This window comes from Dactylosporangium sp. NPDC051541 (assembly GCF_044454505.1).
Lineage (GTDB): Bacteria > Actinomycetota > Actinomycetes > Mycobacteriales > Micromonosporaceae > Dactylosporangium.
Window position 1 is genome coordinate 287746 of record NZ_JBITDU010000012.1, and the last position, 17535, is coordinate 305280.

At 66.0% G+C, this 17535-nt stretch carries 15 protein-coding genes, 1 tRNA gene, 1 pseudogene and 1 riboswitch; of the genes and pseudogenes, 10 read left to right on the forward strand and 7 right to left on the reverse strand.

What is annotated here, in order from left to right:
• Window positions 1-167 precede the first annotated feature (167 nt).
• The 4 genes from ACIA8L_RS41365 to ACIA8L_RS41380 all read left to right on the forward strand — a co-directional run bounded on the left by ACIA8L_RS41365 (window position 168) and on the right by ACIA8L_RS41380 (window position 4585).
• Window positions 168-1496, forward strand: a complete 1329-nt coding sequence (locus ACIA8L_RS41365) for a hemolysin family protein (RefSeq protein WP_395913382.1) — start codon at window positions 168-170, stop codon at window positions 1494-1496.
• Window positions 1489-2535: a hemolysin family protein gene (locus ACIA8L_RS41370; RefSeq protein ID WP_395913304.1), complete on the forward strand. Its 1047-nt coding sequence runs from the start codon at window positions 1489-1491 to the stop codon at window positions 2533-2535. The genes ACIA8L_RS41365 and ACIA8L_RS41370 overlap by 8 nt, the downstream gene beginning before the upstream one ends.
• A 192-nt stretch (window positions 2536-2727) precedes the next feature.
• Window positions 2728-3360 carry a LamG domain-containing protein gene (locus ACIA8L_RS41375; protein ID WP_395913306.1) on the forward strand — a complete coding sequence of 211 codons (633 nt, stop codon included), beginning with the start codon at window positions 2728-2730 and terminating at the stop codon, window positions 3358-3360.
• Window positions 3361-3458: 98 nt separating this feature from the next.
• Window positions 3459-3599: riboswitch (cyclic di-AMP (ydaO/yuaA leader) on the forward strand.
• 11 nt (window positions 3600-3610) lie between these two features.
• Window positions 3611-4585: an NlpC/P60 family protein gene (locus tag ACIA8L_RS41380; protein WP_395913307.1), complete on the forward strand. Its 975-nt coding sequence runs from the start codon at window positions 3611-3613 to the stop codon at window positions 4583-4585.
• 4 nt (window positions 4586-4589) lie between these two features.
• Here the strand turns inward: ACIA8L_RS41380 and dcd are convergent, their stop codons facing one another.
• Together dcd and ACIA8L_RS41390 are read right to left on the reverse strand one after the other, a co-directional pair.
• Window positions 4590-5168, reverse strand: a complete 579-nt coding sequence (dcd, locus tag ACIA8L_RS41385) for a dCTP deaminase (RefSeq protein WP_395913309.1) — start codon at window positions 5166-5168, stop codon at window positions 4590-4592.
• A complete protein-coding gene (locus ACIA8L_RS41390; protein ID WP_395913311.1) occupies window positions 5149-5628 on the reverse strand; it encodes a MarR family winged helix-turn-helix transcriptional regulator in 480 nt (159 codons plus the stop codon). Before ACIA8L_RS41390 ends, dcd begins: the two co-directional genes overlap by 20 nt.
• 67 nt (window positions 5629-5695) lie before the next feature.
• On the opposite strand from ACIA8L_RS41390, the gene ACIA8L_RS41395 reads away from it, so the two are divergent.
• Both ACIA8L_RS41395 and ACIA8L_RS41400 read left to right on the forward strand, forming a co-directional pair.
• Window positions 5696-6202 carry a pyridoxamine 5'-phosphate oxidase gene (locus tag ACIA8L_RS41395; protein WP_395913313.1) on the forward strand — a complete coding sequence of 169 codons (507 nt, stop codon included), beginning with the start codon at window positions 5696-5698 and terminating at the stop codon, window positions 6200-6202.
• A gap of 9 nt (window positions 6203-6211) precedes the next feature.
• Window positions 6212-6282, forward strand: a tRNA-Gly gene (locus ACIA8L_RS41400).
• A gap of 190 nt (window positions 6283-6472) precedes the next feature.
• Here the strand turns inward: ACIA8L_RS41400 and ACIA8L_RS41405 are convergent.
• Window positions 6473-7003: pseudogene (locus ACIA8L_RS41405) on the reverse strand (nucleotidyl transferase AbiEii/AbiGii toxin family protein); the annotation flags it as partial.
• 12 nt (window positions 7004-7015) lie between these two features.
• Entirely contained in the window at window positions 7016-7375 is a 360-nt protein-coding gene (locus ACIA8L_RS41410) for a hypothetical protein (RefSeq protein WP_395913315.1), read from the reverse strand.
• A gap of 415 nt (window positions 7376-7790) precedes the next feature.
• Between ACIA8L_RS41410 and ACIA8L_RS41415 the strand changes: the two genes are divergently transcribed.
• Both ACIA8L_RS41415 and ACIA8L_RS41420 read left to right on the forward strand, forming a co-directional pair.
• Entirely contained in the window at window positions 7791-8048 is a 258-nt protein-coding gene (locus ACIA8L_RS41415) for a hypothetical protein (protein WP_395913316.1), read from the forward strand.
• Complete coding sequence (locus ACIA8L_RS41420; RefSeq protein ID WP_395913318.1) at window positions 8045-8389, forward strand: type II toxin-antitoxin system PemK/MazF family toxin; 345 nt, start codon at window positions 8045-8047, stop codon at window positions 8387-8389. The genes ACIA8L_RS41415 and ACIA8L_RS41420 overlap by 4 nt, the downstream gene beginning before the upstream one ends.
• A 264-nt stretch (window positions 8390-8653) precedes the next feature.
• On the opposite strand, the gene ACIA8L_RS41425 is transcribed toward ACIA8L_RS41420, so the two are convergent.
• Together ACIA8L_RS41425 and ACIA8L_RS41430 are read right to left on the reverse strand one after the other, a co-directional pair.
• Entirely contained in the window at window positions 8654-9145 is a 492-nt protein-coding gene (locus ACIA8L_RS41425; protein WP_395913319.1) for a site-specific integrase, read from the reverse strand.
• A gap of 456 nt (window positions 9146-9601) precedes the next feature.
• Window positions 9602-9727: a hypothetical protein gene (locus ACIA8L_RS41430; RefSeq protein ID WP_395913321.1), complete on the reverse strand. Its 126-nt coding sequence runs from the start codon at window positions 9725-9727 to the stop codon at window positions 9602-9604.
• A gap of 802 nt (window positions 9728-10529) precedes the next feature.
• Between ACIA8L_RS41430 and ACIA8L_RS41435 the strand changes: the two genes are divergently transcribed.
• Window positions 10530-12914, forward strand: coding sequence for a ribonucleoside-diphosphate reductase subunit alpha (locus ACIA8L_RS41435; RefSeq protein WP_395913322.1), 2385 nt, complete (start codon window positions 10530-10532; stop codon window positions 12912-12914).
• Between the two features lie 17 nt (window positions 12915-12931).
• On the forward strand, window positions 12932-13909 hold the full coding sequence (locus ACIA8L_RS41440; RefSeq protein ID WP_395913383.1) for a ribonucleotide-diphosphate reductase subunit beta: 978 nt from the start codon (window positions 12932-12934) through the stop codon (window positions 13907-13909).
• A 331-nt stretch (window positions 13910-14240) separates the two neighbouring features.
• Here the strand turns inward: ACIA8L_RS41440 and ACIA8L_RS41445 are convergent, their stop codons facing one another.
• Window positions 14241-17471, reverse strand: a complete 3231-nt coding sequence (locus ACIA8L_RS41445) for a hypothetical protein (RefSeq protein ID WP_395913324.1) — start codon at window positions 17469-17471, stop codon at window positions 14241-14243.
• Between the last annotated feature and the right edge of the window lie 64 nt (window positions 17472-17535).

The window sequence follows — 17535 nt, forward strand, 5'->3', positions numbered from 1 at the left end:
CTTGCTGTGACCCCCGCTGGCAACAGCATCGACGTTGCCCAACCTCGGGCAAAGCCCCCGAAAGAGGGAAGGTGATCTACGGGACTCGATCTCCGGGGCGCTTCGGCGAAGTTTGGGTTCACGTGGAACAATCGGTGGACACCTGAAGGGAACGTCGCGCGAGCGTGTTGACCACACTGTTGCCCCTGCTGGCGTTCGTGCTGCTCACCGCCGCGAACGCGGGCTTCGTAGCCGCCGAGTTCTCACTCGTCACCGTCGACCGCGCGGAGATCGAGCAGAAGGCCAACTCCGGCGACAAGAAGGCCCGCACGGTCCGCCAGGCCCTCCGGGAGCTCTCCTTCCAGCTCTCCGGCGCCCAGCTCGGCATCACCCTCGCGGGTCTGCTGACGGGCTACCTCGCCGAGCCCGCGCTGTCGAAGCTGTTCGAGCCCGTGCTCCACCCGATCTTCGGCTCGGTCACCGACACCGCCGCCCACGTCTGCGGCCTGATCGTCGCCACGCTGGTCTCGATGCTCTTCGGTGAGCTCGTCCCCAAGAACGCCGCCCTGGCCAAGCCGATGCCCCTGGCCCGGGCCACGGCCGGACCGCAGCGCCGCTTCTCCAAGTTCTTCTCCTGGCTCATCACGCTGCTCAACGGCACCGCCAACTGGGTCGTCCGGCGCCTCGGCATCGAGCCGCAGGAGGAGCTGGCCAGCGCCCGCTCGCCCGAGGAGCTCGGCCTGCTGGCCGCCATCTCGGCCCGGGCCGGCGCGCTGCCGAAGGAGACCGCGGTCCTGCTGCAGCGCACGATCCGCTTCGGCGACAAGCGGGCGGCCGAGGCGATGACCCCGCGGGTCGACGTGGTCTCGCTGCGGGCCGACGCCACCGTGGCCGACCTGCTGGCCACGTCCGTCCAGACCGGCTACAGCCGGTTCCCGATCTACGAGCAGACCCTGGACCAGGTCACCGGGGTCGTCACGGTCACGGACGCGCTGGGGGTGCCGCCGGTCCGCCGTCCCACCACCCGCGTCTCCGCGGTCGCCCGGGAGCCGATCTTCGTCCCGGAGAGCCTGGACCTCGACGGCGTGCTCGAGGCCCTGCGCAAGGGCAACTCGGATGTGGCGATCGTCGTGGACGAGTACGGCGGCACCGACGGCGTCGTCTCGGTCGAGGACCTCGTCGAGGAGCTCGTCGGTGAGATCGCCGACGAGCACGACATCGAGGAAGAGCCGACCACCGCCCACGGCATGCCGGACCTGACGGTCCCCGGCTCCGAGCGCACCCACCTCGTCGACGGGGTGCTGCGCGAGGACGAGCTGGCCGAGGTCACCGAGTTCCACCTGCCGCAGGGGCCCTACGAGACCCTGGCCGGCTTCCTCATGGCGCGCCTGGGGCACATCCCGACCGTCGGGGAGACCTGGAACGAGGACGGCTGGGAGTTCACCGTGGTCGAGGTCGAGCGCCGGCGCATCGAGCAGGTCCGGGTGGTCCGGCCGGAGGTTCCTGAGGATGATTGAGCTGCTGGTCACCATCCTGCTGCTGGTCGGCAACGGCTTCTTCGTGGCCGGCGAGTTCTCGCTGATCGCCTCGCGCCGCACGGTCATCGAGCCGATGGCGGCCACCTCGCGGCGGGCCCGGATCGCGCTGCGGGCCATGAACGAGATCCCGCTGTTGATCGCCGGCGCCCAGCTCGGCGTCACCATCTGCACCCTGGGCCTCGGCGCCCTGGCCGAGCCGGCCCTCGCGCACGGCCTGCAGGGGCCCTTCCACCTGCTGCACCTGCCCGAGAACCTGGTCCACCCGGTCGCGTTCGCGCTGGCCCTGGCCATCGTGGTGTTCGCGCACACGGTCGCCGGCGAGATGGTGCCGAAGAACCTGACGCTGGCCAACCCCGAGCGGGCGGTGCTGTGGCTGGGCCCGCCGATGTACGCGTTCTGCATGGCCACCAAGCCCCTACTGGTCGCCATGAAGTGGGCCTCGCGCACGATCCTGTCGCTGTGGCGGATCGAGGCCACGGGCTCGGTGAAGACCGTGTTCACCGCCGAGGAGCTGGCCGGCCTGGCCGCGCAGGCGACCACCGAGGGCCTGCTGGCGCCCGAGGAGCACGCCCGGATCACCGGCGCCCTGGCCCTGTCGCAGCGCACGGCCCGGGACGCCCTGCGGCCCTGGTCGGAGATCACCACCATCGCCGAGGACGTCTCACCGGCGTCGCTGGAGGTCCTGGCCACCCGGACCAACCGGTCGCGCTTCCCGGTCGTGGAGCGGGCCAGCCGGCGGGTGCTGGGCTTCGTCCACGTCAAGGACGTGCTGGGCTTCGTCGGGCCGCAGCGCCGGGCGCCCATCCCGGCCGACCTGATCCGGCCGCTGGGGATCGTGCCGCCGACCCGGACGCTGGCCGAGTTGCTGCTGGCCATGCGCCGCGAACGTCAGCACATCGTGCTGGTGAGCGATGGCCGGGTGCCGCTGGGTGTCGTGACGCTCGACGACGTCCTGACCGCCGTCGTGGGCTCGCCGGTCGGGGGAATTACGCCGGAAACGGTCCCGGCCGCCCGCTAGTCCCGGGCACCATGTCCGGTTATGCGTCGACCGTGGTGGTTGTTGCTGTTCGTCCTCGTCGTGCTCGCCGGATGCTCCGCGGACCGGCGGGTGCTGAGTCCTAGGGTCGTTGAGCCATCGGCTGTGCCCGGGCCCGTCATGGGCGCGGCGCCCGGGTCGTCCGCTCCGGCCCATTCCGACAAATCGCCAACCGTGCGGTTCACCTTCGACGGCGGGCTCGGCGAGCCGGTCGGGGATGCGAGTGGGCGGCTCGGGCTGCGGTCGCGCAAGGCGGCCGGCGGGCAGCTTTCGGAGGTACCGCACGATGGCGGACTCGCGGTACGTTTCCCGGGCCGATGCGAGCATTACGGTGCGGAGAGTTGCGAGCGCGCGATCCTGCAGAGCGGGCCGGCGGAATTCCTCAATCCCCACCGTGGAACCTTTACGTATGGAGCGACGCTCCTGGTTCAGCCGAATGAGACTTCCAAGGGCGCCAATGTCGTCCAAAAAGGGTTCTCGGTCGGTGACAGCCAGTTCAAGTTGCAGGTCGACGGGGACGCCGGGCAGCCGAGTTGTGTGATTGTCGGCACGTCCTCCGACACCATTTATGTGGCCGTGGCATCGCGGTCCGTCGCTGACGGGCGCTGGCACCGGGTGGTGTGTTCGCGCAGTAACTCCCTGCTCACGGTGACTGTGGACGGCACTGAGCGGGGCCGGGCGACCATTCCTTCGTCACTCTCCATAGCCAACGACGATCCGCTCTGTATTGGCGGCAAGGGAACGAGCGCGAACAACGACCAGTTCGTCGGTGCAATTGATGATGTGTTCGTCACTCGTATCGCGTGATGTTCTGGACAAAACGGACTTCGACTTGAACCTGCGAAGCGGTCCGCTTAACGTGAATTCTCGTCGGCTGGATGTCCGCGCCTAAACCACGGGCGCGCCAGGCGGCACCGCTGAGTCGAAATCTTTCGAACCGGGGACCCATGAGTTCCATCGGGGTGAATCCGCGCGAAACAGCGCGGTAGGGCGACCTTCCCGCCCGAACCCGTCAGCTAACCCGGTAAGCGGCCATGGAAGAAGGAGTAACTCCTCGGTGGAGACCTCCCGTCTGGCCCGGCTCGTCGTAGCCGTCGTCGGCGGTCTGTCCCTCGCCCTCGGCGTCACCGGCTTCGCGCACGCGGACCCCACGCCGGGCGAGATCGAGAAGCAGATCGACGACAAGTGGAACACGATCGAGCCCGTGATTGAGCAGCACAACCAGCTCAAGCTCCAGCTCGCCGCCAACCAGGCCAAGGTCAAGCAGCTCAACGACCAGATCGCGCCGCTCAAGGCCCAGGTGGACGCCGCCTTCGACAAGGTCAGCGCGTTCGCCGTGATGCAGTACAAGACCGGCCGCGTCTCCAAGCTCGACGCGATGCTCACCACCGGCTCACCCGACACGTTCGTCGACCAGATGACGCTGCTCAACATGGTGGCCAAGGACGAGCAGGCGAAGATCAAGGACGTGCTGACCGCCAAGCAGCAGTACGAGGAGCTGAAGGCGCCGATCGACAAGCTCGTGGCCGAGCAGGACGCGCAGGAGAAGGCGCTGGCGTCGCAGGAGACGCAGATCAACGCCGACATCAAGACCCTGCAGGACATGCGGATGCAGGCCTACGGCAACAACGCCGGCACCGGGTCACTCGCGCCGGTCGCGTGCCCGCAGCAGTACGACGGCAGCCCCGGCGCCAAGGCCGCCCAGGTCGCATGCAAGCAGATCGGCAAGAAGTACGTGTGGGCGACCGAGGGCCCCAACACCTTCGACTGCTCCGGCCTGACGATGTACTCGTGGAAGCAGGTCGGCGTCAGCTACCTGCGGCACTACACGATGTGGCAGTTCGAGGACACCAAGCGCGTGTCGCGAGCCGACCTGAAACCCGGTGACCTGGTCTTCTTCTACTCCGACAAGCACCACGTGGGGCTGTACGTCGGCAACGGCTGGATGGTGCACGCACCCAACCCCAGCAAACCGGTGCAGATGAAGAAGATCGACGAGTATCCGATCTCCGGATACGGCCGGGTCGCCTGACGCGTTACTGCGTCGGCCAGGTCCGCCAGTTCTGCCACGAACGGCTCGGCGTAGGCCCGCGTTGCCCCTGGTAGCGCGAGCCGTAAACCGCCGAGCCGTAAGGGTGCTCCGAAGGCGACGACAGCCGGAAGATGCACAGCTGCCCGATCTTCATCCCCGGCCACAGCCGGATCGGCAGGTTGGCCACGTTCGACAGCTCCAACGTCACGTGCCCGCTGAACCCGGGATCGATGAAGCCGGCCGTCGAATGCGTCAGCAGCCCGAGCCGCCCCAGACTCGACTTCCCCTCGAGCCGCCCGGCCAGCTGATCGCCGAGCGTGATCACCTCGAGCGTCGACGCGAGCACGAACTCGCCGGGGTGCAGCACGAACGACTCGCCGTCGGCCACCTCCACCATGGACGTGAGGTCGTCCTGCTGGAGCGCCGGATCGATGTGGGTGTAAAGGTGGTTGTTGAACACCCGGAACCACCGATCGAGCCGCACGTCGATGCTTGACGGCTGCACCAGCGCCTGGTCGAACGGCTCCAGGCGCAACTGGCCGTCGTCGAGCTCCTTGCTGAGGTCACGGTCGGAGAGCAGCACCCTCTGAGGTTACGGGGTTCGCTTCGTCGGCCGCTCGGGCGGTCGCTTTGAGAGCCGCGTCGATCACTTTCTCGACGACGCTTATCTCTGCGGGCGTGAAATGCGAAAAAGCCTCTCGCATGTGTACTCCCAGAGGCGCGAAAAACTCGGCCGCGAGCACTCGGGCCTTCTCTTGGATGTGCAGCTGCGTCCGTCGCCGATCGGTCGGATCGGGCCGTCGCTCCACATGCCCCTTCTGCTCAAGCCGCACCAGCAGCGCCGTGGTGGCCGCCGGGCTGAGCGAAAGCCGCCGCGCGAGCTCCCCCGGCGTCAACGGCTGCCGCTCCTCAGCCGCCCGCCAGATGTGCGCGATGGCGTTCATGTCAGTCCGGTGCAGCCCATGCCCGCGCGCGAAGACCTCAACGAACCGGTCCGCCTCCACGTTGAACCGCCGCAGAAGGTCGATGAGGTGGTCCGTCACCGCTCCATCTTGCCCCGTTCGGGGAAAACCGGCGTTCTCGTACACTTGTTCGAGTACCTTTGGGGGTATGGCAACGTGGGCCGAGTTCGCAGCCGCCGATTCCGCGCTGGCGTCGTCCATCCACACCCTGATCTGCCAATACGGCCCAGGCCTGGCCTACTTGGCGACAATCCGCCCCGACGGCGGCCCACGCGTCCACCCGGTCTCCCCAGTGTTAACGACAACGGGCCTGTACTGCTTCGTCCTACCGTCCCCGAAGCGCGCCGACCTGGACCGCGACGGCCGCTACGCCCTGCACAGCTACCCACCCGAAGACTCCGACGACGAGGCCTACGTATCAGGCACCGCCACCCCCGTAACCGACCCGGCCGTACACACCCTCTTGGTCTCATTGGGACGGGCCGCGGCGGGGATCGACTGGAAGCTGTACGAACTGACAGTCGACCTGGCCATGCACGTCCACCATGACACCCCGACCACCTCAACCACCACCGTGTGGAAGGCCCACCCACCCCACGTCCCGAAGGCACGCGAGAATGGTCCGTGCACGAAGGCCGTGGATTGGGTACAGTAGGCGTCGCTCGCGGGTGTAGTTCAATGGCAGAACATCAGCTTCCCAAGCTGACAGTGAGGGTTCGATTCCCTTCACCCGCTCGGACCTAGGGGCCCTCTGTTCGCGGAAAGCGCGAACCGAGGGTCCTCGCCATTTCTCCTGAGGCCCGAGCCTCAGACTCCGCGATCGATGGTCGCCCTCCGCGGGTGTTCTTCCGCCGGCGCACCGCTTCGACGGTCTGCGTGCTGACGCGACGAATACGAACACTGTCGAAGGCGGCGATGTCCTCCGTCAGACTGCGCTCGCATCATCGTCGAGCAGCTCCAGACGCCAGTCGGCGAAGCGTGCCCGCACGCCTGTGAGGTGTTCGGTGTCGGCACCGTAGAAGGCGAAGCGTCTGTCGGGGTAGCGCTCCAACATGGCGAACAGGTCGGCGAGGATGCGTCGATCGAAACCGGCGTCGGACTCGGCTGCCAGTTCGCACAGCCGCTGCCGGGTATAGCGACCGGACATGATCGCGGCGTCCACGTCGAGGAAGTCCCGTGGCTCAGCTCTCGTGAAGAGCGCCGACATCTTGCCGGCGACAACGTCGTCAGCGTGCAGGACCGGCCCGATGTCCATCTGAACCGGAGGTTGGGCGCGCCAGCTGGCGGCAAGTTCGACCTTGTATGAGTGTCCGAGCTCTCCAGGCCCGGTGACCGCTAGACGCGCAAATGTCTCGTACTGCTGGGTGACTGTGACGGAGTATCCGTGCTGCTCATAGGCGCTTGTAACGGCGTTGACCGCGGCAGCGAAGTCGGCTCGACGCTCCCATGCTGTGAAGAGGTCGACGTCTCAGCCGGCCAGTGTCTTGGGCGGCGCTCCCAGCTCAGGGAATCGGGCCTGCCAGAGTGCTCGCAGCCATCCAGGCAACCAAAGACTCTGCCAGATTGTGCGCAGCGTCGTCTCGTTCAGCCAACGGCACAGATCGTCAACGCTGGAGGCCTGGTTCAGCACGGTCTGATACAGAAGCTGCAGGTCGCCTGCGTCGTCGAGGTCATATCGGCCCTCACTGGACCAGTCGAGTTGCTGATCGAGCGTGACGAGGCCAGGCGCGGGTCCGCGTAGGTCGGCGAGGTGTGCCGGGACGACATAGTGCCGCTGCTCGGCATACGTCGACCCGGGCGGCGCGATCCTCCTGTTCGTCATGCCCATCCTCTTATCAGTCCTTCGGATCGTACGGCGGTAGGCCGATCTCGTGCCATTAGCGTGCCATTACCGCAGGCCCCACCAGGGCACTTCAGGCCGCTCGGACCGTCGTCGCTGAGCGTCGGTCCTCGGTGTCGGCGCTAGGCTTGTCCTCGCCATTTCTCCTGAGCCTGAGCCTCAGACTCCGCGATCGACGGTCGCCCTCCCCGGGTGTTCTTTCGCCGGCGCACCGCTTCGACGGTCTGCGTGCTGACGCGAGGCTCTCCGGCGTGCTTGTCCCATCTGATTGCGTTGGCTCCGGCCTAATCAGTTTGCCCTTGCGGGAGTGCGCGTCGTGGCGGTAAGAGGTGTCCCGTCATGGCATACGACGATGTATACGCTGCTGTAGACAGCAGTGTCATCGGCTAGATATTCTGTGGATATGGGTAGCGTGATGATTCGTGTGGACGAGACCACCCGCGACGACTTGACGCGCGTCGCGAGCGAAGACCTCGGTGGCGCGTCAGCGGACGAGGCCATCCGCCGGCTGCTGGCTGAGCACTGGCAGATGAAGGCTATCGCCGCCTTGGACGGGTACCGGGCAAGTGACCCGGACGGTTGGGCGGAGTACGTAGCCGACGCCGACCGCGAGGACCGAGCCTCCGCGCCGGCAGCCGACCCGTGGGACGAGGCTGCGTGACGATCATCCGTCCGTGGCAGGTCTGGTGGGCCGATCTCGACCCGACCGAGGGCCGCGAGCAGGCGGGGCGTCGTCCGGTGCTGGTGGTCTCAAGCGCGTTTCACCTGCGGCTAACCGGGGAGGTGCTGGTGAGCGTGCTTCCAGTTACGACGCGAGAGCGCCCCGGTTGGCTGCACCGGGTTCCGGTACAGCCCGCCAATAGGCCAACCGGGTTCGTTATCACGGAGCAGGTGCGAACCATCGCCCGGTCGCGGCTGCAGGGGCAGCGGCCGGCGTGGGTGCTCACCGACGGCGAGGTCTCAGCAGTGAAGACCGTGCTACGGCAGATGATCGACGTATAGGGCCACTGTGACGCCATCGATGGGTCGGGCCATTAACGGGCCATTAGCCCAGTACACGCATGGCCGCTCCAGGCCATACAAATCACATCCGGATCGCTGAACTACGGCCACCCCAGCGTCAGCCTGTCCAGTTCCCAAGCTGACAGTGAGGGTTCGATTCCCTTCACCCGCTCCAACGCTCAGGCCCTGGTCAGGACGGATGTCCAGCCAGGGCCGTTCGCATTTTGGGGCACTCGGAACCGCCTCCGTGCCATTAGCGTGCCATTAGCTCGCCTCGGGCAGTCCCTCCAGCGGGCGGCGCTTGCCCTTCCTCGCCTTCTTTCGCTCGGCCTCAACAGCCGCGCTCACGGCGTCCGCAATCTGCCGGTCGGCCTCGCGGCTGCCGTGCTGGTAGATCAGAGCGGCCCGCGGGCTGTCCTGTCCCATCCGGTCCATGAGGTCGCGAAGCGTGGCGCCGGTTTTGGCTGCGAGGTGGTTGCCCGTGTGGCGAAGATCGTGGAAGTGCAGCCCCGGCTTGCCGATCGCGGTCACCGCTTTCGACCACTGAACCAGGGTGTTGAAGTTGCCCCGCCAGATCGGCCGGCCGTTCCGCACCGTGAAGACCAGGGCGTCATCTCCATCGCTGACGAACTCTTTGAGGTGCGCGAGCATGGCCGGAAAGATCGCACTAGGAATGGCTTCGGAAGCTAGATACCCCGGCCCAGATGCAACATCGAGCATCATCGTGCCTTCGCTGACTTTAAGTGCGTCAAGCATTGGCTTCATTGTCTGGGATGTCAGAGCACCCGGCCGTCCGGGGCTCGCCCCCGGGTCTGACCGAGAGGGCGCGGGAGGGCCTCGGCCGACTAGGCCGAGGCCCTCCCGCATGCGCGCCCTGTGGCCGACGCCTGGCCGGAGGTATGTCAGCTAACTCAGGGGTTCCTGCTCAATCTGTCGGTCAACGCGATGTACGAGCGGACCTTCGCCGCCAGCATCGGGCACGGCCAGGACCACCAGTGGCGGCCTTACCAGCGTGTCACCGGCCAGGATTTCGCGACTGTCGCTGACGTGCTCACGGCGGCGACCGCGCAGGGTCGTTCCGGTGCCGCGGCTGTGGCGGCCTCTTCCGGCACCGGCAAGAAGACCACGGAGCGGCTGGTCCGGCAGGCGCGGGGAGCACTACCCGGACCGGATGTCGCCAGCGAGCCGTGGGCCGCGGCGCGGCCCGGTCGGTCACTCCACGATGAGCCGGGCGGAGTCGATGCCGGCCTGGCCGATCTGGCGGCGCAGCAGGTCCGTGTCGGTCGGGGCGGACAGCACCTGGTGGATGGTGCGCAGCGCAATGCTCGCGGCGGGCACGAGTCGGCGAAGAACCTGATCGCAGCGCTGCGGGGCCTGTACCGGCGAGCCGTCGCCGATGGGGAAGAACCCGGCGCAAGGTCAGCCAAGCCGCGGCGGATGCAGTCCACGCGGAGTGCGGTGCCTGACACATGTCTGGCGGAGATTAACGAGGTCGCTGCTCGAACGAGCGATGGTCCCGATCTTGACGGTTTGCTCCTGCGGCCGGACACGGGACCGCCTGCCGCCGCGCCCTGGCGCTGCGGCCGATGGACCTTGCTGCGACGCAATGCCCCATCTGTCGGCGAGCCCACCGTCGTGCGAGTCTGCTGCGCGGCGAGTCGGGAGGCTTCGCTATCTCGCCCAGCGAATCCCGATTTACTGCCCAAGTAGTACAAGCCGGACCCACCGTCAGATGAGGCGGCGGCGACCAGTGACGTGGTGAATACGACACGCCGACACGCCATATGGTATTTCGCAATCGCGATGAATCCCATATATGGTGTTGACCGCGGCTGGTTAGCCCATCCCACCAGGGCGGGCGACTAGGGGAGCCGGTGGAAGTCCACGGCTACCTCGAAGTGATAAATGGGACACGCAAGCCATGAACGAGCACCGGATCACAGGTGCTGGGAAGCGACGGCCTTTGGGACGACCGAAGGCTGGTCAAGCCCGCAAGTCGGAAGACCTACCGGCGCGCGCTGTGCACCCAATGGGTGAACAGCATTTGAAGGGTGCGCGGACGGTTGACGCCAACCTCGGATAGCCGGAGTTTGCCGTCGTGCCCGTCTAGCGTTCTGTCAACGGGTGACGAGGGGGACACATGACGGTTACGCAGCACACGGCGGACGTTCTCGGCCAAGCGGCGCCGGAGCAGCGACGCCACGCGATGCAGGTCCGCAAACGCAACGGCGACCTGGAGCCGGTCGACGTCAACAAGATCGTCAAGGCGGTCGAGCGCTGGGTGGCCGATCTCGACGAGATCGATCCGCTGCGGGTCGCGACGAAGACGATCAGCGGGCTCTACGACGGGGCGTCGACGGCCGAGCTGGACAAGCTGTCGATCCAGACCGCGGCCGAGCTGATCGGTGAGGAGCCGCAGTATTCGCGGCTCGCCGCGCGGTTGCTGGCCGCGTACGTGGACAAGGAGGTCCGCGGGCAGGCGGTCGCCAGCTTCAGCCAGTCGATCCGCTACGGCCACCAGCTCGGCCTGATCGGTGACGAGACGGCCGCGTTCGTGGCCCGCAACGCCCGCAAGCTCGACGACGCCGTCGACCTCGACGGGGACCTGCGGTTCGAGTACTTCGGGCTGCGCACCGTCGCCGACCGCTATCTGCTGCGCCACCCCGAGTCGCGGCTGGTCGTGGAGACGCCGCAGTACTGGCTGCTGCGGGTCGCGTGCGGCCTGTCCCAGTCGCCGGGGGAGGCGATCGGCTTCTACCGGCTGATGTCGTCCCTGGCCTACCTGCCGTCGTCGCCGACGCTGTTCAACTCCGGCACCCGGCACACCCAGATGTCGTCCTGCTTCCTCGTCGACTCGCCGCGCGACGAGCTGGACTCGATCTACGAGCGGTATCACCAGGTCGCGAAGCTGTCCAAGTTCTCCGGCGGGATCGGCATCTCGTGGTCGCGCGTCCGCGGGCGGGGTGCACTGATCCGCGGTACCAACGGCAAATCGAACGGGATCGTGCCCTTCCTCAAGACCCTCGACGCCGGGGTCGCCGCGGTGAACCAGGGCGGGCGGCGCAAGGGCGCTGCCTGTGTGTACCTCGAACCCTGGCACCCCGACATCGAGGAGTTCCTGGAGCTGCGGGACAACACCGGCGAGGACTCGCGGCGCACCCACAACCTGAACCTGGCCAACTGGATCCCGGACGAGTTCATGCGCCGGGTCGAGGCCGACGCCGACTGGTCGCTGATCGACCCGTCCGACGCGCCGGAGCTGCCGGACCTGTTCGGCGCCGAGTTCGACGAGGTCTACCGGGCCGCGGAGAAGCGGGCCGTGCGCACGGTCAAGGCCCGTGAGCTGTACGGCAAGATGATGCGCACGCTCGCGCAGACCGGCAACGGCTGGATGACGTTCAAGGACCGCGCCAACGCCCTGTCCAACCAGACCGGCGCGCCCGGCAACACCATCCACCTGTCCAACCTGTGCACCGAGATCGTCGAGGTGAACAGCGACGACGAGACCGCCGTGTGCAACCTCGGCTCGATCAACCTCGGCGCGCACGTCACCGCCGACGGCGTCGACTGGGAGCGGCTGCGCGCCACCGTGCGCACCGCGGTCACGTTCCTCGACCGGGTGATCGACATCAACTACTACCCGTCGCAGCAGGCCGGCGCCTCCAACCCGCGCTGGCGCCCGGTCGGCCTCGGGCTGATGGGCCTGCAGGACGCGTTCTTCACGCTGCGGCTGCCGTTCGACGGGCCGGCCGCCCGCGAGCTGTCCACGCGCGTGCAGGAGGAGATCTTCCTGACCGCGCTGGAGACGTCCGCGGACCTGGCCGAGCGGTTCGGCCCGCACCCGGCGTACGCCGAGACCCGCGCGGCCGGCGGCGTCCTGCACCCCGACCTGTGGAACGTCCCGACGGACGGTGAGCGCTGGACCGCGCTGCGGGCCCGGATCGCGACCGGCGGCCTGCGCAACTCGCTGCTCATCGCGATCGCGCCGACGGCCACCATCGCCTCGATCGCCGGCTGCTACGAGTGCATCGAGCCGCAGGTGTCCAACCTGTTCAAGCGCGAGACGATGTCGGGGGAGTTCCTGCAGATCAATTCCTCGCTGGTCCGGGAGCTGAAGTCGCGCGGGCTCTGGACGACAGCGATCCGGGATCAGATCAAGCGGGCCGAAGGTTCGGTGCAGGGCATCACCGACCTGCCCGCCGACCTGAAGGAGCTCTACCGCACCGCCTGGGAGCTCCCACAACGAGCGCTCATCGACCTGGCCGCCGCGCGGTCCCCGTACATCGACCAGTCGCAGTCGCTCAACCTGTTCATGAGCGCCCCGACGATCGGCAAGCTGTCCTCGATGTACCTGCACGCCTGGAAGTCCGGCCTCAAGACCACCTACTACCTGCGCTCGCGGCCGGCGACCCGCATCCAGCAGGCCACGGTGGCCATTGCTCCGGCGGTGTCGCTCATCGCGCCGGCGGCCGAAGCTGTGGCCTGTTCGCTGGAGAACCCCGAGTCGTGCGAGGCGTGCCAGTGAGCCTCCTCGATCCCGGCATGGACCTCACATTGCGACCCATGCAGTACCCCCAATTCTTCGACCGTTTCAAGGACGCCATCAAGAACACCTGGACGGTGGAGGAGGTGGACCTGCACAGCGACCTCGCCGACCTGCCGAAACTGTCCGCGGCCGAGCGGCACCTGGTGTCGCGGCTGGTCGCGTTCTTCGCCACCGGCGACACGATCGTCGCGAACAATCTCGTCCTGAACCTGTACCAGCACGTGAACTCGCCGGAGGGACGGCTGTACCTGTCCCGGCAGCTGTTCGAGGAGGCCGTGCACGTCCAGTTCTACCTGAACCTGCTCGACACCTACGTCCCCGACGAGACCGAGCGGTTCGCGGCGTTCGCGGCGGTGGAGAACATCCCGTCGATCGCCCGCAAGGCCGAGTTCTGCTTCCGCTGGATCGACTCCCTCGCCGACCTGCGCGAGCTCAAGACCCGCGACGACCGCCGCGCGTTCCTGCTCAACCTGATCTGCTTCGCCGCGTGCATCGAGGGCCTGTTCTTCTACGGCGCGTTCGCGTACGTGTACTACCTGCGCTCGCGGGGCCTGCTGCACGGCCTGGCCTCGGGGACGAACTGGGTGTTCCGGGACGAGTCGATGCACATGGCGTTCGCGTTCGACGTCGTCGACGCCGTTCGCGCGGAGGAGCCGGACCTGTTCGACGACAAGATGACCGAGCAGGTGCGCGACATGCTCGCCGAGGCCGTCGAGTGCGAGGCCCAGTTCGCCGCCGACCTGCTCGAACAGGGCATTTCCGGCCTGTCCCTGGCCGACATGCGGGAGTACCTCCAGCACGTCGCCGACCGCCGCCTGGCGCTGCTGGGCATCGAGCCCATGTACGGCAGCCGCAACCCGTTCGCGTTCATGGAGCTGCAGGACGTGCAGGAACTGTCCAACTTCTTCGAGCGCCGCGTGTCCGCCTACCAGATGGGGGTGACCGGCACGGTCTCCTTCGACAACGACTTCTGAACTGATCGGCGTGTTGTGTCGACAACGCCAAGCCGACCACGCGCCCAGCCGGGTACTGTCGCGCTGAGCAACCGGAAATGTTCGATGGCCTCAGTGCCCGGGCCGCCGGCCTAAACATGATCCCGTAGATTGTTAACGGCTCTGTTCCGGCCGCGGCACGAGGATGCGGTCGATGGGCAACTGCTACATCTGTGAAGGGTGAGGCGCGCCTGACGGTTACAGCTAACGTTGTATTGGGAGCCGGGCATTTTCGGCTCCCAATACAACGTTGCAGAGAGCCCTACGTTGGAATTGGCTTAGCTGCAGATGTGGCGTAAGCGACTCGGCGCCGTCATCTTCGAGCTCCCGGCACGGGCCTCGCTCCGGCAAAGTCCGCTACCAGGTCATCCCGTACCGCGCGAAGTGTTTCACTGAGCGGCACGCCCTGATGTACTCGTACTGAGATGGCGCGGCCTAGTAACGCCAGCTCGGCGTCGTCGTCATAGTTCCGCACCCATCGCTCGACGACATCCGGGAGCAGCGGAGTGACCTCTTCGTCAGTCTCCAGGATGCGCCACAGCAACGTGTTGATGTCCCGGGCGGAGACCTCCGAGCTCAACGACCATCGCTTGAGCAGCGCATCCACCTCGACGAACCGCATCGGCTCGTACCAACCTGTATCTTCAGGGGCGAATAGCAGTCCCTCGTCGTGGGCGAGGGTGCCCTCCTCTTTGATGACACGCAGATTGATCGAGTCTCCGTAGTCGCGCCACGGAATCGGGAGCATCACGAAAAGCAGGAACGCTTCGACTGCCTCGAGTAAGTCGGTCTCGGGTGTTATCAGGATATAGTTATTGGCAACTTCCACACCATGTCCCGCTAGCGCTCGGTTGACGGCCAGCACCTCGTTCACCTGATATCGAGGTTTCCTGTTCTGCCGGATCACTGGGTTAGATGCGCCGTCGGCTCCTAGCGCGACAGCGAAGGGATTATGGTCCACCAAGAGACCGATATAGTCCTCATCTGCTCCGCCCCGCGAGTCGGATAGGTCGAACACGGTATTTTGTCCCGGATTGAAAACGACGTCCCCGTCCAAGCCATATCGGATACGTCGGGCGAGGTACTCACGCACCGTGGACCGGTTGACAAGCGTATTGTCCTCCGACGTCGCCAGTACGAATGGAGATCGGCTGGACAGCGCCAGCCGATCCAAAAGGTCGCAGCGCTCGCCCGTACGTCGCCAGAGCTGCCGGGACGCAAGAACTGCTATCCGGGCGAGCAGCCAGGACCTCTTGATCTGCCATGAAGACATCGGTGCCGTACCAGCAGCGCTCAACTGGCTCTCAAGAGTCTCGGCACAGCCGATGAGGTCTTGAAGCATGATCGGATCATGAAGTGTTTTGGGGTCGGCGAACTCGCATAACGGCATCAACCATTGACGCAACTGACGGACTTCACACCCCGTCCGGGACAAAACGTACACCGCCAACCGTAGGCGCTCTGCGGAGCTGACGCCCAGGTGGTCCTGTATCAACCGAGCGGTCCGGTGCTCGACCTCAAGCGGTAGCGGCATGTCGTCGGCCACGGCGAGCACAGTGTACTGCCAGAGCTCCTCTACCGGACCCGCGCGAAACATCTGGCCTTGATGGTTGGGGCAGAAGGTACACAGGTAGGGACAACCTCTACTGAAGTTCATCTGTACGCGGCGCTCGGACTTGCCGCGCCGCCAGTCGAAGGGCAGTGGACAAGCAAATGTCCCGACCCGGTTACGGCCGGCGGTGTCACAAAGCAAAACGGTACGACCATGGCGAATCGCGACCCCAGTGAATGTTCGAGCGCTGTCGAGAGCCTCTTGCCACCGGCCAGCGTCGAGAAGCTCCAACACCCGAAGTACTTGCGGTAAGACCTCCTCGGCCTCGCCGCGGATTAGCGCATCCCAGCCGTCGATGGTTGCCTGAATACGATCGACATCGCGCATTTGCGGGCCGCCCAGTACCACCTTTCCGACAAAGCCCGCGCTCCGCAAGAGTCGAATAAGGCTCGACACTTCGTCGATATTGTGGATGTAGACACCAATGCCGATAACCTCCGCACCTAGCAGCTCCGGGAGACGACGCTCGAAGGATTCCGGAGGCAGAACCAGAACATTTACTCTGTTTCCGATTCGCTCCAGCCGGTCGCGCAGAAACTCAAGGCCGATCAGCGGAACGCCACCAAGCTGATGCTGAATGGCCGAGGGAACATACACAAGCCGGACCCGGCGGCCTCGCGGACGGACCGAAGCATCCCTCAGCAGCCGGAGAAGCGCTCGCGACCACTGCGCTGACGGACTCTCCCTGAACTCCTCCGCGATTTCGTCAGAGAGCGTCATCGAGTCAGCCACGCACTCGACAGAGTCGAGAAAAGAGAGCATTTGGTCGTCGTCGGCCTGATGTCCAACGCGCGCGACGGTTGTGGACAAGGAGGAGTCGGTCCGCGCAGCTACTAGCGCAACCCCATCTGGATCAGCTCGCAATGCGTAGGCCGCCAGCGACAAAGGTTCTGATTGATCTGTGGGAAGTGTGGACGGGTCTTCGCTCGACGGTGGCGCACCAGCTAGGGACATAGACAAATTACGCCGTACCTGAGCGCGCAAGGACGTCATGCTGCGTTCCGCAGAAAGTGCAGCAGGCAGGACATGACTGGAGGCGACCAGCATCGACCCTTGAGCCAAGAGCGCTGGTTCGCCTGCGTTGACGGTCACTAGCCGCCAGCCTTCAGAGGGTGTTTTTGCCGAGCTGTTAGCGGACAGTGTCCGCTCCACGGCGGTCGCCAGCCGAGTAAGCTCATCCTGCCGGCCAATCCCCGACACGATCCAGTGCCCGCTAACGCCGAAACGGTCGAGTATCACACCCTGATTCTCGTCGTTGCGCAAAAACCAACGGATATGGCCGTTCTCGGTCTTCCGGTGGCGGACAAACCGAAGCATCGCCACCCTGCGCTCGCACTCCAACCACGCCCGATCTATCGGCGGCAGCGTCACACCGACCTCGCGTTCGAACTGCGCTGCGCCCTCGTCGGGCTCCTCCATTAGCAATGGGAGGAGCTGGCTGAGCGTCGTCAGCCACGACGCCCGTTCAGGAAGCAACGCAAAACGCCGGCGAAGCCGTTCGTCGCGCAGTGACTCGAAGCCCTTACCCAACGGACGCTGACGGCGTGCATGGGCTTGCAGGACCTCGCCGTCCTCCACAAGTCGCGCCGTTGCCACAGCAAGCTCGCGAGCCTGATCCGGCCACGATCCGAATCGATCCAACAACCAGTTGGCTAGGCTGTCGAGCGCTTCGTCCAACGCAAAGGCGGGGTGAAACCGTCCAGTCGACGTCGTGTCCGCTTCCCTAAAGCGCCCAAACGGCACCACGGCCAGCGTGCGAGGCAATCCGCTGCTGGCCAGAGCCGGTGCCGGAGTCAAAGGCGACTGCCCAGCCGTTGCAAAGTCTGGAAAGGCAGTCAAGGCTGATGCTATCCGGTCCAGGTGGGCTTTCAGTATGCGTTCATGCGCATCGAGTCGTGCGTCCTGCTCATCAGGCTGCGGTCCGCGCAGCAAGTTTACGGAGCGTCTGGCTTCCACCCACCCATCAAGGAGCGGTGTGATGAGGTCAGCGTACGAC